The following is an 18,303-nucleotide window of genomic DNA, read 5'->3' as shown; positions in this document are numbered from 1 at the left end:
AAAGGCGTGGTGCTCGACACCACCAAGCCGGAGGGCCGCGCCGCCCTGACGGCGCTGCTGAAAGACGCCGACGTCTTCGTCACCAACACGCGGCCCGGATCGCTGAAGAAGATCGGCCTCGACTACGAGAGCCTGAAGCCCGAGTTCCCGAAGCTGATCTACGCCGCGGTCACCGGGTTCGGCCTCACCGGCCCCTACGCCAACGAGGGCGGGTTCGACATCACCGCCTTCTGGGCCCGCAGCGGCGTGGCCCGGGCCACGATCCCCACCGACCAGGAGCCGTTCCCCTCGCGCCCGGGCTTCGGCGACCACGTGACCGCGATCACGACGGTGGCCGGCATCCTGGCGGCGCTGCACGAGCGGCATTCCACCGGCAAGGGCCGGCTGGTGGAGACCAGCCTGCTCCGCGCCGGCAGCTATGCGATCAGCTGGGACCTGGCGCTGCAGCTCTACTACGGCGAGGTGCAGACAGCGGGCCCGCGCAACGACCGCCCCGTGGCGATCTCGGGGTTCTTCCGGACCAAGGATGACCGCCACCTGGTGATTGTGCCGAAGAACGTCGACTGCTTCACCAACGTGATGATCGCCATCGATCGGCCGGAGGTGGTGGCGGACCCACGCTTCGAGCCGCCGATGCTGGACATGGACGTGGTGCGCGAGGCGCGCGCCATCTGCGACGCGGGCTTCGCCCAGTTCACGCTCGAGGAGATCGGCGAACGCCTCAACAGCCTGGACGTGGCCTGGGGACCGCTGGGCACGCTGGCCGAGCACGCCGCCTCCGAGCGGGCGCAACTCGCCGGCTGCTTCGTCGAGCTGGAGGACGGACTGGGCGGCCGCTTCCGGGCGCCCGCCACGCCGGTCCGGTTTCCGGAGGGCGCGCCGCCCGTCGGCCGCGCCGCCCCGCGCCTCGGCGAGCACACCCGCGAGGTGCTGGAGGCGGCCGGGCTGACGCCAGACGAGATCGCGGCGGTGCTCTAGCAGGCGCCCGCGCGCCGAATCCGACCGCCGATCTCAGCGCGGCTTGCTTCCCCGGTGTGGCCGGTCAAACCTGCGTTCGGGGAACGTGGGGAGAGCGGCATGGGAATCTCGCGACGAGCCTTCCTGGAGCGTGTCGGGCTGACAGGCGGCTACAGTGCGCTGTTCGTGACCATGACCGGCCTGGGCCTGCTGGCCGCGCCCCGCGCCTACGCCGGTCCGCCGAAGCTGCCCGCGGGCAGCGGCCAAGGCGTGAGGGTCGTCATCCTGGGCGCCGGGATCGCGGGCCTCGTCGCGGCGTACGAACTGCGCAAGGCGGGCTATGAGGTCACCGTGCTGGAGGCCCGCGAGCGCCCTGGCGGCCGGGCCTGGAGCGTGCGGCGCGGCACGGTGATCCAGCAGAACGGCCGGCCGGACCAGGTCGTGGACTGGGACGCCGGCCCGAACCACTACATGAACGCCGGCCCTGCCCGCATCCCCCAGATCCACCACGCCATCCTCGGGTATTGCCGTGACCTGGGCGTGCCGCTGGAGGTGATGGTCAATGCCAACCGCGTGGCCAAGCTGGACTACGGCGGCAAGGTGATCACCAACGGCCAGGCGATCAACGACACCCGCGGCGCCTTCGCCGAGCTGCTCTCCAAGGCCATCGACCAGGGCGCCTTGGACAAGGAGCTGACCGGCCTCGATAAGCAGCGCCTGCTGGGCTACCTCGCCGGCTACGGCGGCCTCGACCGCAAGCGGATGTACACCGGCGCCGAGGGCCGCGGCGGCTTCTCGGCCCACCCGGGTGGTTACGACCACCCGCCGAAGGGCCTGGAACCCCTGCGCCTGAAGGACATGATGGACGCCCGCTTCTGGGGCATCTCGGGCTTCTTCGAAGAGTTCATCGACATGCAGGCGACCATGCTGCAGCCGGTCGGCGGCATGGACCGGATTTCGTACGCCCTCTACGAGCAGGTGAAGCCGCTCGTGACCTTCAACGCGGTGGTGAAGGAACTCCGCCGCGACGGCGCGAAGGGCCGCATCGTCTACGCCGACGCCACGGGAACGAAGACGATCACGGCCGACCACGTGATGGTGACGATCCCGCTCCCCGTGCTGGCCAAGATCCCGGCCGACTTCACAGCCCCGGTGAAGGCGGCCGTCGAGGCCGGCGGCAAGCTCTACGGCACGTCCACCAAGGTCGGCTGGCAGAGCCGCCGGTTCTGGGAGCAGGACGACTTCCAGTTCGGCGGCCTGGGCTGGACCCAGGAGCCCAACGAGGTGGTCTGGTATCCGTCCGGCGGCTTCGGCGAGAAGACCGGCGTGCTGGTGGGCGCGTACTCGGCCGGCTTCTCGAACATCCTGAACCCATCGCGCTATGCCGCGATGTCGTTCGAGGAGCGCTATGCGGTCTCGCGCCGGGTGGTCGAGAAGTTCCATCCCGGCCGCGGCAAGGAGCTGGAGAAACCGTTCTCGGTCGCGTGGGCCGACACGCCCTATAGCCTGGGCGTCTCGGCATTCTGGCCCGACAATCTGCGGGCGACGCATTACGCCACGCTCTGTAAGCCGGACGGGCCGTTCTATTTCGCCGGCGAGCACATGAGCTACCTGAACGCCTGGCAAGAGGGCGCGGCGCTGGCCGCCCACGAGGCCATCAAGCTGATCCAGGCGCGCGTCTCGGCGCCGGCCTGAAGCAAGAGGGGCCTGAGAACAAGCGGGCCGCGCAGGTTACCGGGCGCGGCCCGAAGTTCGAGGAAGGAGAACGCCCCGAGAGGGCGAGCTCACTCTGACAACCGATTACATCGCTGGCCTACCGCCGCGTGAGCCGCGACCGGGATTTGCCGCGGCACGCTCGGTTTCGAACCACGCCCTGCCCTCCGGCGCCCGGATTCCCGGCAAGCGCGCTCGCCGACACCGCTGTCATCGGGTCCCGTACATGCGGTCGCCGGCGTCGCCGAGGCCCGGCAGGATGTAGCCATGGTCGTTCAGCCGCTCGTCGATCGCCGCGGTCCAGACCCGGACGTCCGGATGGTGTCCCAGGAACTTCGACACGCCCTCGGGCGAGGCCAAGAGGCAGGCCATGCGGACCTGCTTCGCACCCGCCTCCAGCAGGCGGTCAACGGCGGCAATGGCGGTGTTGCCTGTGGCCAGCATGGGATCGACGACGATCACGACCCGTTCGGCGAGGTCGGCCGGCGCCTTGAAGTAGTACTCCACGCAGTTGAGCGTCGCCGGGTCGCGGTAGAGTCCGATGTGCGCCACACGTGCAGCCGGCGCCAGCTCCAGCATCCCGTCCAGCATCCCCATGCCCGAGCGCAGCACCGGCGCGAACACCAGCTTCTTGCCCACCAACTGCGGCGCCTGCATCACCTCGAGCGGCGTCTCGATCTGCACCATCTCCAGCGGCAGGTCGCGGGTGACCTCGTAGCAGAGCAGCGCGCCGATCTCGCGCAGCAGCTCGCGGAAGCTCTTGGTGGAGGTGTCCTTCTTCCGCATCAGCGTCAGCTTGTGCTGCACCAGCGGATGGTCGACGACGGTGACGCCCTTCATGTCCTGATCCCCTAGAAAACCGTGCCGTCCGAGGTGACGGCGATGGGTGGCCCGCCGTCCGCCCGCAGTTGCCTCGCGATCCGCCGGCCCGCGGCCCACGAGCCGCCCTCCAGCACGCGCGCCAGCGGAAACTCGGCGGCGGTCACGCCCAGCCGCTCGCGCACCATGGGCGCCAGCTTGTCCAACAGCGCGACGGTCAGGGAGCGCCAGCCGACGACCAGCGGGCCGTCGACCGGGTGTGCGCGACCGGCGTCTTCGGGGTCCTTCAGAACCAGCACGCCGGTGTCCACGAAGAGCCCGCCGTTGCGGTATTCGGCCAGGCCGGTCAGCCCGTCGATGTCGGTCACCTCGATCCCGGCCCACTGTAGTGGCTCGATCAGGGAGTAGCTCATCCACTGCGAGAGCTTATGCAGCGGCACGTAGCCGTCGACCGCCGGATGGGTCCAGCAGTCGCCCAGCGGCACGCCGTCGAGCGAGAGGCGCCCGGGCCAGATCGGTCCCAGGGCCTCCAGCAGCACGCCCAGGATGGTCGGAGCGGGCAGCCGCCCGTCCTCCGCATGCTTGCTCAGGATGTCGAACAGCGCGCCCGGCCGGCCCACCGCGTCGCCCAGCCGGCGAAGCAGCGCCGCGCGGCCCTCGAGGCCCACCAGCGGGTTGTCGTTCGTCACCTGGAAGGCCCGCGCAATCGTCGCCGCGTCGATCTTCTGCAGCGCGTCGGCCCGCAGCGGATCGGCCGGGTCCGACGACATGGCCCCGGACTCGAACAGCCGCAGCGACGCCACGCCCAGCCCCTCCGACCGCGCCAGCACCGCGCCGGTGGCCGGGTCGCGGTAGCGCCAGCCCATGCCGGCGCCGGCGTCCAGCAGCACCGACGGGATGACCAGGTCGAACGCCGCGCGGCCCAGCGCCTTCGGGTCGGACGGCTTCTCCCGGTCGGCCCACAGGTCACGCCCGTCGACGACGAAGTGCCGCCAGCGCGCGTGGAACGGGACCTTCAGGTCCGGGTAATTGGCCCGCACCGTCTCGGCGGTCAGGTCGGCGGCGGCCTCCAGCCGCGACAGGTCCACCCGCCACTCGGCCAGCGCCTCGGCCTCCGCCAAAGCCAGCATCTCGTGCGCCCGCTCGCGCACCGCCGCGGCCGAGAGCAGCCGGCGGGCATCAGAAGCGTCCGACAATCAGAATTCCTTCAGGTCCCGGCCCACGACCTTCTTCAGGTCGTCGTCCGACGGCGCGCCCTCGGGCGTGAAGTAGCCGGCGGCCTTCTTGGCCTCCATCTCGACGCTGGCGTCATCCGGAACCAGCTCGTCCGGGATAGGCACCCGTTCGCCGATCTCGACGCCGCCGCCCACCAGGGCGTCGTACTTCATGTTGGACATCGAGACGAAGCGGTCGATCCGGCGGATGCCCAGCCAGTGGATCACGTCGGGCATCAGCTGCTGGAAGCGCGCGTCCTGCACGCCCGCCACGCACTCGGTGCGCTCGAAGTAGGTGGCCGCCTGGTCGCCGCCCGGCTGGCGCTTGCGGGCGTTGTAGACGAGGAATTTTGTCACCTCGCCCAGCGCCCGGCCTTCCTTGCGATTGTAGACGATGAGGCCCGTGCCGCCGGCCTGGGCCTGGCGCGTCGCCTCCTCGATCCCGTGGGTGAGGTAGGGCCGGCACGTACAGATGTCGGACCCGAAGACGTCCGAGCCGTTGCACTCGTCGTGCACGCGGCAGGTCAGCGGGACGTGGCTGTCGCCCAGCTTCGTAGCGTCGCCGAAGATGTAGAGCGTGATGCCCCCGATCGGCGGCAGGAAGACCTGCATGTCCGGCCGGGTGACCAGCTCGGGATACATGCCGCCGGTCTGTTCGAAGAGCACGCGACGGAGCTGCTGCTCCTCAACGCCGAACCGCGCCGCCACGCCCGGGAGATGCCAGACCGGATCGATGGCGGCCTTGGTGACGGCCACGTCGCCGGTCGTGTGCAGCACCTTTCCGTCGGCCCTCAGCCGCCCGGCGCGCATGGCGTCGGCGATCTCCGGCAGAGTGATCCGCGCCTTGGTCACCGCGATGGTCGGGCGGATGTCGACGCCCTCGGCGATCTCGGCGGAAAAGTCCTCGGCGATGCGGGCGCCCCAGGGGTCGAGCGAGACGATCTTGCCGGGCTCGCTCCACTGCGGATGCGGCCCCACCGGCACGACGGGATGCGTGTTCACGAGCTCGGGCCGGACCATCGGATCCATGGCGCCTGACGCGACGGCGAGGGCCCGGTAGACGGAGTAGGCGCCGCCGTGGGCGCCGATGGCGTTGCGGTCGGTCCCGGCGTTGGCGGTGGCCACCACGGGGCCCCGCTCGCGGGCGGTCTTGGCGTCCCAGGTCAGCGGAAAGCGGCTGGGCGTGCCTGCGCCCGGATGCGACGTCAAACGGATATGCGATGTCCTGTTGCCGGACATGGGCGTGTCGAACCTCCAGAGTCGAAAAGGCCCTGCCGCCGGGTTCGCCGGCGCAGGGCCTTTGAGGGCGAACAGTGATCCTACGCCCCGGAATTGGCAAGAAGTGCTGAACGGCGCTCCTCGGGCCGCCTTGACGCGCGCCGTTTCCTGCCGACCGATGGCGAGAACCGATCGGGGGGACGCCAGCCGCCGGGCGCCTGAGCCGTCGCCCAAAAAACAGGCGCCCGCGATTGACGCCTATGTGCCGGGCCGCGCTGTCTGGACACCTTCCCGGACCACCCCAGGGTGTATCGATGATTCAAGGCCCTGCTTCGCTGCCTGACCTGCCCGTGCTGCAGCGGGCTCGCGGCTGCGGCCGGATCGCCGTCCACGCCGTGACCGGGCGCACCCGGCTCCAGGGGCTCTACCAGGACGGCTGCGCCAAGATCCGCCTGCCGAAGGCGGCGTCGCTCGAAGCGGTCCTCATCAACACGGCCGGGGGCGTCACCGGTGGCGACCGCCTGGAGTGGCGCGCCGAGGCCGGGCCCGAAGCGCACCTCACGCTGACGACGCAAGCCTGCGAGAAGGTCTACCGCGCCCGCGACGGCGCCGCCGAGGTGAGCACGACGCTGACGCTGGCTGAGCGCGCCCGGATCGACTGGCTGCCGCAGGAGACCATCCTGTTCGACGGCGCCGCGTTCAGCCGCCGGCTGGAGGCCGACCTTGCCGCAGGCGCGCAGCTGCTGGCCGTCGAGGCCGTCGTACTGGGCCGCACCGCCATGGCCGAGACGGTGCGGGCCGGTTCCCTCCGTGACCGCTGGCGAATCCGGCGCGAGGGCCGGCTGCTGTTCGCCGACGATCTGCGGCTGGAGGGGCCGGTCGCCGACCTTGCCGCGCAGGCAGCCGTGCTGGCCGGCGCGCGGGCCTTCGCCTCGCTCCTGCTGGTGGCCGACGACGCCGGCCGGTTCGTCGAGCCGCTTCGCGCCGCGCTGGGCCCGCTGGGCGGCGCCAGCGCCTTCGATGGTCGGCTCTACGCCCGGGTGACGGCGGCGGACGGCTTCACCTTGCGCCGCGCCCTGCTTCCGGCCCTGACGATCCTGCGCGACGGCGCGCCCTTGCCGCGGGTCTGGAGCCTCTGATGAACCTGACACCCCGCGAGAAGGACAAGCTGCTGGTCGCCATGGCCGCCGAGGTCGCCCGCAAACGGCTGGCCCGCGGCGTCAAGCTGAACCACCCCGAGGCGGTGGCCCTGATCACCGACTTCGTCGTGGAAGGCGCCCGCGACGGCCGCACCGTCGCCGAGCTGATGGAAGCCGGCGCCCACGTGATCACCCGCGACCAGGTCATGGAGGGGATCGCCGAGATGATCCACGACGTCCAGGTCGAGGCCACCTTTCCCGACGGCACGAAGCTGGTGACCGTCCACCACCCTATACGATGAGGAGACGCCCATGCGCGTGACGTTCACCGCCCTCGCCGCCCTGGCGGCCACGCCGGCCCTGGCCCACGAGGGGCATCACGAGACGCTGGCCTTGGCCGAGCAGGTGGGGCACCTGTTGACCCAGCCGGACCACGTGCTGGCGACCGCCGGTCTCGTCGTGCTGGCGGTGACCGGCCGCTGGTTCTGGCGGCGCGCGAAGGCCCGCAAGTGATCCCCGGCGAAGTCATCCCGGCCGACGGCGAGATCGAGCTGAACGCCGGGCAGCCCGTGACGGTCCTGCGCGTGGCCAACACAGGCGACCGGCCGATCCAGGTGGGCAGCCACTACCATTTCTTCGAGACCAACCCGGCGCTGCGGTTCGACCGCGCCGCGGCCCGGGGCCAGCGGCTGGACATCGCCGCCGGCACGGCGGTGCGGTTCGAGCCCGGCCAGGAGCGCGAGGTGAGCCTCGTGCCGCTGTCCGGCAGCCGCACGGTCTACGGTTTCCGCCAGGACGTGATGGGCAAGCTCTGATGGCGAGGATCGGTCGCGCCACCTACGCCGACATGTTCGGCCCCACCGCCGGCGACCGGGTGCGCCTAGCCGACACCGAGCTTTTCGTGGAGGTGGAGCGCGACCTGACCGTCTACGGCGAGGAAGTGAAGTTCGGCGGCGGCAAGGTCATCCGCGACGGCATGGGCCAGAGCCAGGCGACCCGCGCGGCCGGTGCGGTCGACACCGTCATCACCAACGCCTTGATCGTCGACCACTGGGGGGTCGTGAAGGCCGACGTGGGCCTTCGGGACGGCCGCATCGCCGCTATCGGCAAGGCGGGCAACCCCGATACGCAGCCGGGCGTCGACATCGTGATCGGCCCGGGCTCCGAAGTGATCGCCGGCGAGGGCAAGATCCTCACCGCCGGGGCCATGGACGCCCACATCCACTTCATCTGCCCGCAGCAGATCGAAGAAGCGCTGATGAGCGGCGTCACGACCATGCTAGGCGGCGGCACGGGACCGGCGACCGGAACCAACGCCACCACGTGCACGCCGGGCCCCTGGCACCTGCAACGCATGATCGAGGCCGCCGACGCCTTTCCCATGAACCTGGCCTTCGCCGGCAAGGGCAACGCCAGTCTGCCCGACGCCCTGGTCGAGCAGATCGCCGCCGGCGCCTGTGCGCTGAAGCTGCATGAGGACTGGGGCACGACACCCGCCACCATCGACTGCTGCCTCACGGTCTGCGACGACCTCGACGTCCAGGCGATGATCCATACCGACACGCTGAACGAGAGCGGCTTCGTCGAGGACACCATCGCCGCCTTCAAGGGCCGCACGATCCACGCCTTCCACACCGAAGGCGCCGGCGGCGGCCATGCGCCCGACATCCTGAGGGTGGCGGGCCTTGCGAATGTGATCCCGTCGTCGACCAACCCCACGCGGCCCTACACCCGCAACACGCTGGACGAGCACCTCGACATGCTGATGGTCTGCCACCATCTCGACCCGTCGATCTCCGAGGACGTCGCGTTCGCCGAGAGCCGGATCCGCAAGGAGACGATCGCGGCCGAGGACATTCTGCACGACCTCGGCGCGCTCTCGATCATCTCCTCCGACAGCCAGGCCATGGGTCGCGTCGGCGAGGTGCTGATCCGGACCTGGCAGACCGCCGACAAGATGAAGCGGCAGCGCGGGCCCCTCCCCGGCGACGGGCCCGCCGACAATGCCCGGGTGAAGCGCTACATCGCCAAGGTCACGATCAACCCGGCCATCGCCCACGGCGTGAGCGCCCATGTCGGGTCGGTCGAGGTGGGCAAGCGGGCCGACCTTGTCCTGTGGAACCCGGCGTTCTTCGGCGTGAAGCCCGACCTGGTGCTCCTCGGCGGATCCATCGCGGCCGCACCGATGGGCGACCCGAACGCCTCGATCCCGACGCCGCAGCCGGTCCACTACCGGCCGATGTTCGCGGCCTACGGGCGGAGCGTGGCCCGCTCGTCCGTCGTCTTCACCTCGAAGCTGGCGCTGGAGCGCGGCCTGCCGGAACGGCTCGGACTCTGGAAGGAGATGGTGGCCGTGGAGAACGTCCGTGGAGGTATCGGCAAGGCCTCGATGGTCCACAACGCCGCCACGCCGGTCATCGAGGTCGATCCCGAAACCTACGAAGTCCGCGCCGACGGCGAACTGCTGACCTGCGAGCCCGCCGACGTGCTCCCCATGGCCCAAAGGTACTTCCTGTTCTGATGCCCGATCCCTCGCCCATCACCCGCGTCATGCCCGCCGGCGGCTGGACCGGAAACGCCGCCGACATGGTCGTGCTCGACTATGACGGCCGCCACCGGCGCCGCATCGTCCTCACCGGCCTTTCCGGCGCACGCTACCTGCTGGACCTCGCCGAGGCGGCGCACCTGAAGGACGGCGACGGCCTGGAACTGGCGGCGGGCGGCGTCATCCAGGTGGTGGCCAAGGCCGAGCCGCTGCTGGAGGTCACGGCTAGCTCGACCGGCGAGCTCATCCGGCTGGCCTGGCATATCGGCAACCGTCACCTCGCGGCCCAAGTCGAGGACGGCCGCATCCTGATCCGACGCGACCACGTGATCGCCCACATGCTGGAGCACCAAGGCGCCCGGATCCGTGAGATCGAGGCGCCGTTCGACCCGGAAGGCGGCGCCTACCACGAGCATTCCCATGGCCACTGAGGCCCGCCTGCTCCGGCTCCTCACGTGGCTTTCACCGGCCTTCCCGACCGGCGCGTTCGGTTTCTCTCATGGGCTGGAGACGGCGATCCGCGACGACGCCGTGACCGACGTACGCACGCTCACCGGCTGGATCGCCGCGCTTCTCGAGCACGGCTCGGCATGGAGCGACGCGGTGCTGGTCAAGGCCGCCTGGGTCGCCGTCACCCATGAAGACCACGTGGCGCTCGACGAGGTCGCCGAGCTGGCCGAGGCGCTGGCCCCCTCGGTGGAGCGCCGGCGCGAGACGATGAGCCAGGGCGAAGCGTTCCTCACGGCGGTCGCGGCATGGAATCCGCCCCCGATCCTGCGCGCGCCCTACCCCGTCGCGCTGGGCGCCGCGGCGGGCGCAGCAGGCGTTCCGCTGGAGCCGGCGCTGACGGCCTGGCTGCACGCCTTCTCCGCGAACCTCGTCAGCGTGGCGGTGCGGGCCGTGCCGCTCGGCCAGTCCGATGCGTTGCAGGTCCTCGCGGCGCTCGAGCCTGTGATCCTGCGCACAGCCAACCGCGCCGCAGCCTCGACCCTGGACGACCTCGGATCGGCCAGCATCGCCTCGGACGTCGCGTCCATGCGGCACGAAACCCTGAACGGGAGGCTCTTCGGCTCATGAGCGGTCCCTTGCGCGTCGGTGTCGGCGGCCCGGTCGGCTCGGGGAAGACCACGCTGGTCGAGAAGCTCTGCAAGGCCATGCGCGACCGCTGGTCGATCGCCGTGGTGACCAACGACATCTACACAAAGGAGGACGCCCTGATCCTGGCCCGCCTCCAGGCTCTGCCGGAGGCCCGCATTCTTGGCGTCGAGACCGGCGGTTGCCCCCACACCGCCATTCGCGAGGACGCGTCGCTGAATCTCGCGGCCATCGCCGATCTGCGCGGCCGCTTCCCGGACCTGGACGTGATCTTCATCGAGAGCGGCGGCGACAATCTGGCGGCCACCTTCAGCCCCGACCTTGCGGATCTCACCCTCTACGTCGTCAGCGTCTGCCAGGGCGAGAAGATCCCCCGCAAGGGCGGCCCGGCCATCACACGCTCGGACCTGCTGATCATCAACAAGACGGACCTCGCCCCCCACGTGGGCGCCGACCTCGCGATCATGGACGCTGACGCCCGCAACCAACGCGGCGAGCGGCCATATGTCTTCACCGACCTGACGCGCGGCAAGGGCCTGGACGAGGTGGTCGCATTCCTGACGAACGCCGGTGGGCTGCCGCGGGCGCATGCCGCCTAGACTGCAGCCAGCCTGGAGCGGGCGAGGCGGCGAGGCTCACACGCGCTAGTCGAGCGATTGCGTCTGCTCGCCCGCTGAGTCACCTTGTCGCCTGGGGGCGGACGATGGCCAGCGCTGCTCAGCCCGAATGGGACGAAATCGTCAGGACGGTCGCCCAGCAGGTTGGCCTGCCGACGCGGATGTCGGCGACGCTGCTCGAAGCCCTCCATCGGGGCGCGCGCTACCTCGTGGTGGATCAACGGGCGCGGCAGCTGGTCTTCGACATGCGCGCGCTGTTCCTGGGGTTCCTGGAAGCCGGGCGGCAGGACCGTGAGTCCAAGACGCTCGGCAACACCGCGTCTTGGCTCGCAGCGTGGATCGGCCGCGAAGTCGGCGAGGACCGCATCGGCCGCGCGCTCGGCCCAGACCGGAAGACCGCCCTCGAGGACCTGGCCGCTGCCGCGTCGGACGGTTACGCCGTCATCGCCTCGATGTCGGTGCGCGCGCTCAGCGAGCCGGCGGAAAAGATCGCGATAGACACCGGTCGGCCACCGACCATCGAGGCGCGCCACCTGTTCGCCGCCATGATCGTGACCGACGCGCTGGCGGACCAGGCGCGCCTGGCCTTCGATGTCGACATCACGCCGCGGATGGACGCCCTGAAGGCCCACCTCGTGTCGCGGGTCATGATCGAGCCGCTGAAAGGCGAGACCCTCGAGCGCTGGTGCGCCGTCCTCGGCGTCACGCCCGAGCAGGTCGCGGCGGTGGCGAGGGAGGAGGCCGCGCCGGTCCCGCCACCGCCGGAGGAAGTGGCCGGTTTCAGCCGCGACAGCGTGCCGCCCAGCCCGACTGATCCCCTGCGGACCCAGGACGACGCCGAGGCGCTCGCACGCCTGATGTGCCTGGAAGACGCCGCGCCGCTGGCCGTGGCGGTGTTCGGAGGCTGGGGCTCGGGCAAGTCCACCTTCATGAACCGCCTTGACGCGGCGGTCCGGCGCATCGCGGCGGACGAGGCCGGCGACGCGCGGGCGGAGTCGGCTGAAAGCCCGACCGCCCGCTTCGTCGAGCGCGTCGTCCAGATCCGCTTCAACGCGTGGCAGTTCGTCGACGCCAACCTCTGGGCCAGCCTGACGTCCGAGTTCTTCGATCAGCTGCGGGCCGGCGGCTGGGACCGCTCGAGCGGCGCACGCCACGCGGGCCTGGTCGAGCGGGTGAACCGGCACGTCCACTCGCTGAACGCCGAGGTGGAGGCCCGCCGCGAGGCCGCCGCCACGGGCGGCAAGGCGGTGCTCAACGCCCAGAAGGCGCGCGACGCCGCCGCCACCGCCGCCGAGGCCGCGCCCGGCGCCACGCTGGGCCAGGCGGCCCTCGACACGCTGGGCGAGGCGTACGAGGCCCAGAAGGCGAACCTCAGCGCGCTGGGCCTGGCCGTGAGCGGGGTCGACACGGGCAAGGCCGTGGACGCCATCGTCGAGGCGGCGTCCAGCGCCCGCTCGATCGGCGGCCAGGCGCTCGCAATCTGGAGGGTCCTCGCGAAGTCGAAGCGGCGGCTCGTGCTGAGCCTCGGGCTGCTGGGGCTCGTCGCCGTTGTCGCCGCCGCGCTCGCGGTCGAGCTCGTGCGGCATCCGGAGGAGGTCTGGAACGAGCTCGTGGCGAGCCTGACGGCCCTGGGCGCCCTGGGCGCCGCGGCGGCCGCGGTGACTGCGAGCCCGGCGTTCAAGCTCGTGCGCGGCATCGTCCAGCGCAGCGCAGGCATCGCCCTCCAGGTGAGCAAGGCCGACCGCGACGCGCTGAACGAACTGCTCAAGAAGGAGGTGGCGCTGCGCGAGGCGACGGCCGAGGCCGAGGCGCTGCAGGCTGCGGCCGCCCAGGCCTCGCAACGCCTGTCCCGATACGTCTCGCCGGACGGCTCGCCGAATCCCCCGCGGCTGCTCCGCTATGTCCTGGAGGACGATCCGGACACCAAAGCGCTGGCCGCCGAGATCGGCCTGATCGGGCGCACGCGGCGCCTGTTCCAGGCCGTCGACGACATCGTGCGCGAGGAACGCCGCAAGCCGCCTGCGGAACGGAGCGACGGCGCGCCCGACCGGATCATTCTCTACATCGACGACCTCGACCGCTGCACGGACGAGCAGGTCTACAACGTGCTGCAGGCCATCCATCTGCTGCTGGCCTTCGAGCTCTTCGTCGTCGTGGTCGGCGTGGACGTGAAGCGGGTGCAGGGCGCGCTGGCCCGGGCGCTGGCGCCGCGCGAGGCCACCGGCATGGATCCCGAAGACCTCACGGGGCTGGCGGCGGCCTACCTCGAGAAGATCTTCCAGGTCGCGTTCTGGCTCGCGCCCCTCTCCGTGGGCGACGATGGCGGCAGCTTCGGGCGCTACGTCCGCGACCTCGCCGCCCCGTCGATGGCGCCCGCGGAGCCCGGCTCGTCGACTGCGGGAGAAGACAATCGCCGCGAAGAGCCAGCCCCGACGATCGAGACGGTCGCGGCGACCGACACGACGATCATCCAGGTCGAGGGCGAACCTCCCCCGGTGAACGGCGATGATGCGCCGTCGCGGCGCCGGCGCAGCCTCGCCACCATCCAGCTCACCGAAGACGAGATCGCCTTCCTGGCCTCGGGGTTCATCGCCGGCGTCGCCGCCCGCACACCGCGAGGTGTGAAGCGCCTGCTCAACGTCTATCGCCTGGTGCGCAGCCGCCTGAGCGCCGACGGCGTCTCGATCCTGGGCGACGCCACGACCCCGGCGGCCTACCCAGTGATCGCCCTGATGGCGGCCGTGGAGACGGGCCAGCCAGTCGAGGTCGCCGAAAATCTCCTCCAGGGTTTGAAGGCCCTGAATTCGTTGGAACACCTCAATCAGTCGTTCGCGAGCAAGGACGCCCCGGGCGCTTCCATAGCGGGCGCCTATGCCGCCTCCCCGGCCCTCCGCGCGGCGATGGACGAGGTGCTGCGGCTCCGCGGCGCCGACCTCCGCGCCGGCGAAGCGCTGCGGATCGCGCGCGTCACGCGGCGCTTCTCGTTCAACATCAACAGCTAGCGCACGATCTGCCCCATCAGCCGCAGCCGGCTGACGCCGCCGTCGGGGTAGATGTTGAGCCGCACGAACCGCACCGGGCCCAGGGCCTGCAATTCGTCGCGGAAGGTGTGGATGTGGTCGGCCTGGAGCTTCACCTCGGGCAGCAGCACCGGCCAGCTCTCGGCCTGGGTCGCGATCTCGGCCGGCGAGCCGTGCGCCCGAGCCGTCGCCTGGATCGAGCAGCGGTCAGGGTAGTTGCCCTTGAAGTGCGCGGTGTCGACGATCACCTCCTCGATTCGCCCGAACGTGCCCAGCTCCAGCACCGCCCAGTCGTGGCCCGGCTCGCGCCGCCGCCGCGTCTCCCAACCATCGCCCATGTCCACGCCGCGGCCCGGCGCGGTGAGGTTCTCGACGCGGCCGAAGTGCTCGTCGTTGGCGATGATCCCCCGCCCGCCCCAGGCCATGGCCAACAGGTCGATCGCCTGGTCCGCCGGGACCTTCGACCAGTCGGGATCGACACGTCCCCACACGCGCAGCCGCGCTACGCCGCCGTCCGGGTAGATGTGCAGACGCACCTGGGTGATCGGCTGGGCATGCTCCACCGGCACGTAGATGCGGTCGTTCCCCATGAGGTGGAGGCGGCCGGTGACGTTCACCCAGCCCTCCTCGGGGTTCGCCTCGTCCGAACGGCAGACCTCGATCTCGGCGCCCGGCGGGTAGTTGCCGGTGAAGTGGCTGGTGTCGATCTCGAAGCCGGCGACCACGCCTGCCACGCCCAGCCGGATCACGCACCAGTCGTGACCGGGCGTGCGCTTGCGGCGGCTCTCCCAGCCATCCATCCACTTGCCGTTGTCGTCGTACTTGCCGGGGATGAACACCGGCGGCGCGGGGTCGATCAGCCGGGCCTTGTCGGCGAAGAAGTCGTCGGTGGCGTAGACCACCTCGCTGCCCAGCCGCGGCTGGGCGAGGTCCACGTACTGGCGGCGAAGGTCTTCGAACATGGCGCGACTCTACAACAGGTCGGCGAGGCGGAAGGCCGCGATACGATGGATTTGGGCCATGGCGGTCGCGAACTCGGTCTCGGGGTCGTTTGCCAGGCGCGCCTCGAAGGCAGCCAGGATGTCGGCGCGGCTCAGGCCCTTCACGGCGATGATGAAGGGGAAGCCGAAGCGGGCGTTGTAGGCGGCGTTCAGGCGCTGGAAGGCCTCGAACTCCGCGGGGCTGCACTGGTCGAGCCCGGCGCCGGCCTGCTCCTTCATTGAGGCGTCGGCCATCTTCGCTCGGCTCGCCAGTTCCGGATGCGCCCGGATCAGCGCCAGTTTCCGCTCGCGGGGCGCCGCGTCCACCACCGCCCGCATGGCAGCTGCGAGGCCCTCGGGCGGCGGCCAGCACGCCTCCGCCACCCACGGCGATTGCTCGTAGATCCCGCCGTAGCGGGCGACGAAGGCCGCCTTTTCACCCATGCGGATGCCGCTCCCGCCAGTGGCGGGCGATGTCGACGCGGCGGCAGAACCAGACGTCCTGGTGGCCCAGCGCATGGCGGATGAAGCGCTCCAGCCCCGCCAGCTTCCCCGGCCGCCCCGCCAGCCGGCAGTGCAGGCCGACGCTCATCATCTTCGGCGTCTCGGCGCCCTCGGCGTAGAGCACGTCGAAGGTGTCCTTCAGGTACTGGAAGAACTGCTCGCCGGTGTTCAGCCCGGTCCCCGAGAAGCGCATGTCGTTGCACTCCAGGCTGTAGGGCACGATTAGGTGCGGCTTGCGGTCCACGCTCGTCCAGAACGGCAGGTCGTCGGAGTAGTCGTCGGCGTCGTAGAGGAAGCCGCCGTGCTGGGCGACCAGCCGGCGGGTGTTCGGGCTGGTGCGGCCTGTGTACCAGCCCAGCGGCCGCTCGCCCGTCAGCCGCTTGTGGATGTCGATGGCGCGCGTCATGTGCTCGCGCTCGATGCGCTCGGGCACGTCCTGGTAGTTGATCCAGCGCCAGCCGTGCGAGGCGATCTCGTGGCCGCCGGCCAGGAACGCCTCTACCACCGCTGGATGGCGCTCCATGGCCATGGCCACGCCGAACACGGTGACCGGCGTCCGGTACTTTTCGAACAGCCGCAGCAATCGCCAGACCCCGGCGCGGCTGCCGTATTCGTAGATCTGCTCCATGCTCATGTGCCGCGCGCCCAGGACCGGCGCGGGATTGATCATGTCGGACAGGAAGGTCTCGGCCCCGGCGTCGCCGTGCAGCACGGAGTTCTCGGCCCCCTCCTCGTAGTTCAGCACCATCTGGACCGCGATCCGCGCGCCGCGCGGCCAATTGGCGTGCGGCGGATCCTTGCCGTAGCCGATCAGATCGCGGGGATAGGAGGGGTCGGGCATGGATGACCGCTTAGCAGGCTTCGCCTGAGCGTTGGCGGAAACGCCAACGCTCAAACACTTTTGCTCAAAAACCGACCATTCGTCGTGCCGAGACCGAACCAGCCTAAGCGACGAATGGTCGGGGAGGCCACCGTCGCAATCCTGCGCCACGGTTGCAATTCCGCGCCTCAGGGCGGAATCTGGACGGCCGCGGTAACGGAACCCAGATGAGCGGCCTCACCACCCACGTCCTCGACACCATGCACGGCCAGCCCGCCGCCGGGCTGTCGCTGCGCCTGCGCCGGGGCGATGAGACGCTGGTCGAGGCCATAACCAACCTGGACGGACGCCTGGACAGGCCGCTGCTCAACGGCGACTCGCTGGCGCCCGGCGCGTACCGACTTGAGTTCGACGTGGGCGAGTACTTCCGCGACCTGGGCGTTCCGTTGCCCGATCCGGCGTTCCTCGAGACGGTGATCGTCGACTTCGGCATCGCGGACAAGACGGCGCACTACCACGTGCCGCTGCTCGTCAGTCCCTACGGCTACTCGACCTACCGGGGCAGCTGATGGGCCGTCCGATCCGCTTCCTGCTGGACGGCGAGGTCCGCGAACTCGCGGACATTGACCCGACGCTCACGGTCCTGAACCTGCTCCGCTACCACCTGCGCCGGACGGGCACGAAGGAAGGCTGCGCCGAGGGTGACTGCGGCGCCTGCACCGTGGTCCTGGGCGAGTTGGAAGGCGGCAAGGTGCGGTTCCGCGCCGTGAACGCCTGCATCCTCTTCGCGCCGGTGCTGGACGGCCGCGCCCTCTTCACCGTCGAGAGCCTGGGCAGGGAGGGCGCGCTGCATCCCGTGCAGCAGGCCATGGTCGACCTGCACGGCAGCCAGTGCGGGTTCTGCACGCCGGGGTTCGTGATGAGCCTCTACGCCGCCCAGCGCGACGGCGCGGCGACCGACACCGCCAGCCTGAAGGACGCGCTTGCCGGCAACCTCTGCCGGTGCACCGGCTACGGCCCGATCCTGGCCGCTGGCGAAGCGATGGGCCCCGATCCGCAGGCCGAGGAGGTCCCGGCCCTCGCCGCGGCGCTGGCGGCGATCCAGCCTGCCGAGGGGTTGGCGCTGGAGCACAAGGGCGGCCGCTTCTTCGCCCCGCGCTCCGGCGACGAACTGGCCGCCGTTCTGGAGGCCAACCCCGACGCCACAATCCTGGCCGGCGGCACGGACGTCGGCCTCTGGGTGACCAAGCAGCATCGCGACCTGCGCACCGTCGTCTCGCTGAACGACGCCGGCGACCTCCGCACCATGGACGATCTCGGCGGCGCCATCCGCATCGGCGCCGCCGTCCGCTACGCCGACGCGCACGCGGCCCTGGCGGCCCTGCATCCCGAGTACGACGAGCTCCTGCGTCGGCTGGGCGGGCTGCAGGTGCGCAACCTGGGCACCGTCTGCGGCAACATCGCCAACGGATCGCCCATCGGCGACATGCCCCCGGCGCTGATCGCCGCCGGCGCGACCCTGGTCCTGCGCAAGGGCGCCGCGCGCCGCGAGATGCCACTGGAGGCCTTCTTCCTGGCCTACGGCAAGCAGGACCGGCAGCCCGGCGAGTTCGTGGAGGCGGTGATCGTGCCGAAGCTTCCGCCTGGCCGCGTCTTCAAGAT

Annotated in this window: 19 protein-coding genes; 13 read left to right on the top strand and 6 right to left on the bottom strand. The window is 70.7% G+C overall.

From position 1 onward, the window contains the following. Both VGD44_RS08080 and VGD44_RS08075 read left to right on the top strand, forming a co-directional pair. A partial coding sequence (locus tag VGD44_RS08080; protein ID WP_331085702.1) for a CaiB/BaiF CoA-transferase family protein occupies nucleotides 1–978 on the top strand: 978 nt, incomplete at its 5' end. A gap of 99 nt (nucleotides 979–1,077) precedes the next feature. Next, a complete protein-coding gene (locus VGD44_RS08075; RefSeq protein WP_331085700.1) occupies nucleotides 1,078–2,652 on the top strand; it encodes a flavin monoamine oxidase family protein in 1,575 nt (524 codons plus the stop codon). A gap of 228 nt (nucleotides 2,653–2,880) precedes the next feature. Here the strand turns inward: VGD44_RS08075 and upp are convergent, their stop codons facing one another. The 3 genes from upp to VGD44_RS08060 are packed head-to-tail and all read right to left on the bottom strand — an operon-like array spanning nucleotide 2,881 to nucleotide 5,942. Continuing rightward, the gene (gene upp / locus VGD44_RS08070; protein WP_331085698.1) at nucleotides 2,881–3,510 is read right to left on the bottom strand and encodes a uracil phosphoribosyltransferase; all 630 of its coding nucleotides are present in this window, start codon (nucleotides 3,508–3,510) and stop codon (nucleotides 2,881–2,883) included. Nucleotides 3,511–3,521: 11 nt separating this feature from the next. Then, nucleotides 3,522–4,685, bottom strand: a complete 1,164-nt coding sequence (locus tag VGD44_RS08065; protein ID WP_331085695.1) for a DUF1688 family protein — start codon at nucleotides 4,683–4,685, stop codon at nucleotides 3,522–3,524. Continuing rightward, nucleotides 4,686–5,942, bottom strand: coding sequence for a GTP cyclohydrolase II (locus VGD44_RS08060; RefSeq protein ID WP_331085693.1), 1,257 nt, complete (start codon nucleotides 5,940–5,942; stop codon nucleotides 4,686–4,688). A gap of 293 nt (nucleotides 5,943–6,235) precedes the next feature. On the opposite strand from VGD44_RS08060, the gene VGD44_RS08055 reads away from it, so the two are divergent. From VGD44_RS08055 to VGD44_RS08015, 9 genes are all read left to right on the top strand, one after another. Beyond that, entirely contained in the window at nucleotides 6,236–7,060 is an 825-nt protein-coding gene (locus tag VGD44_RS08055) for an urease accessory protein UreD (RefSeq protein ID WP_331085691.1), read from the top strand. Beyond that, nucleotides 7,060–7,362, top strand: a complete 303-nt coding sequence (locus VGD44_RS08050) for an urease subunit gamma (RefSeq protein ID WP_331085689.1) — start codon at nucleotides 7,060–7,062, stop codon at nucleotides 7,360–7,362. The genes VGD44_RS08055 and VGD44_RS08050 overlap by 1 nt, the downstream gene beginning before the upstream one ends. Before the next feature lie 10 nt (nucleotides 7,363–7,372). Further along, nucleotides 7,373–7,573: a hypothetical protein gene (locus tag VGD44_RS08045; protein WP_331085687.1), complete on the top strand. Its 201-nt coding sequence runs from the start codon at nucleotides 7,373–7,375 to the stop codon at nucleotides 7,571–7,573. After that, nucleotides 7,570–7,875: an urease subunit beta gene (locus VGD44_RS08040; RefSeq protein ID WP_349257055.1), complete on the top strand. Its 306-nt coding sequence runs from the start codon at nucleotides 7,570–7,572 to the stop codon at nucleotides 7,873–7,875. The genes VGD44_RS08045 and VGD44_RS08040 overlap by 4 nt, the downstream gene beginning before the upstream one ends. Beyond that, on the top strand, nucleotides 7,875–9,581 hold the full coding sequence (gene ureC / locus VGD44_RS08035) for an urease subunit alpha (protein ID WP_331085685.1): 1,707 nt from the start codon (nucleotides 7,875–7,877) through the stop codon (nucleotides 9,579–9,581). Before VGD44_RS08040 ends, ureC begins: the two co-directional genes overlap by 1 nt. Beyond that, on the top strand, nucleotides 9,581–10,036 hold the full coding sequence (locus VGD44_RS08030) for an urease accessory protein UreE (RefSeq protein ID WP_331085683.1): 456 nt from the start codon (nucleotides 9,581–9,583) through the stop codon (nucleotides 10,034–10,036). Before ureC ends, VGD44_RS08030 begins: the two co-directional genes overlap by 1 nt. Continuing rightward, complete coding sequence (locus tag VGD44_RS08025) at nucleotides 10,026–10,682, top strand: urease accessory protein UreF (RefSeq protein ID WP_331085682.1); 657 nt, start codon at nucleotides 10,026–10,028, stop codon at nucleotides 10,680–10,682. The genes VGD44_RS08030 and VGD44_RS08025 overlap by 11 nt, the downstream gene beginning before the upstream one ends. Next, nucleotides 10,679–11,299, top strand: coding sequence for an urease accessory protein UreG (gene ureG, locus VGD44_RS08020; protein ID WP_331085680.1), 621 nt, complete (start codon nucleotides 10,679–10,681; stop codon nucleotides 11,297–11,299). The genes VGD44_RS08025 and ureG overlap by 4 nt, the downstream gene beginning before the upstream one ends. Before the next feature lie 104 nt (nucleotides 11,300–11,403). After that, nucleotides 11,404–14,319: a P-loop NTPase fold protein gene (locus tag VGD44_RS08015; RefSeq protein WP_331085678.1), complete on the top strand. Its 2,916-nt coding sequence runs from the start codon at nucleotides 11,404–11,406 to the stop codon at nucleotides 14,317–14,319. Here the strand turns inward: VGD44_RS08015 and alc are convergent. The 3 genes from alc to puuE are packed head-to-tail and all read right to left on the bottom strand — an operon-like array spanning nucleotide 14,316 to nucleotide 16,662. Next, on the bottom strand, nucleotides 14,316–15,299 hold the full coding sequence (gene alc / locus VGD44_RS08010) for an allantoicase (RefSeq protein WP_331085676.1): 984 nt from the start codon (nucleotides 15,297–15,299) through the stop codon (nucleotides 14,316–14,318). The genes VGD44_RS08015 and alc overlap by 4 nt on opposite strands. A 9-nt stretch (nucleotides 15,300–15,308) precedes the next feature. Beyond that, nucleotides 15,309–15,761 carry a 2-oxo-4-hydroxy-4-carboxy-5-ureidoimidazoline decarboxylase gene (gene uraD / locus VGD44_RS08005; RefSeq protein ID WP_331085674.1) on the bottom strand — a complete coding sequence of 151 codons (453 nt, stop codon included), beginning with the start codon at nucleotides 15,759–15,761 and terminating at the stop codon, nucleotides 15,309–15,311. After that, nucleotides 15,754–16,662 (bottom strand): allantoinase PuuE, encoded by a 909-nt coding sequence (gene puuE, locus VGD44_RS08000; protein WP_331085671.1) that lies wholly within the window; start codon nucleotides 16,660–16,662, stop codon nucleotides 15,754–15,756. The genes uraD and puuE overlap by 8 nt, the downstream gene beginning before the upstream one ends. 206 nt (nucleotides 16,663–16,868) lie before the next feature. Here puuE and uraH point away from each other — a divergent pair, with 206 nt between their 5' ends. Continuing rightward, nucleotides 16,869–17,210 (top strand): hydroxyisourate hydrolase, encoded by a 342-nt coding sequence (gene uraH, locus VGD44_RS07995; protein WP_331085669.1) that lies wholly within the window; start codon nucleotides 16,869–16,871, stop codon nucleotides 17,208–17,210. Next, nucleotides 17,210–18,303 (top strand): xanthine dehydrogenase small subunit (gene xdhA / locus VGD44_RS07990; RefSeq protein ID WP_331085667.1); only part of this gene is annotated, 1,094 nt, incomplete at its 3' end. The genes uraH and xdhA, both read left to right, overlap by 1 nt.

It is taken from the genome of Phenylobacterium sp. (assembly GCF_036402295.1).
Lineage (GTDB): Bacteria > Pseudomonadota > Alphaproteobacteria > Caulobacterales > Caulobacteraceae > Phenylobacterium.
Note: the sequence above shows the minus strand (reverse complement) of the source record. Positions and strands in the feature narration are given on the sequence as shown.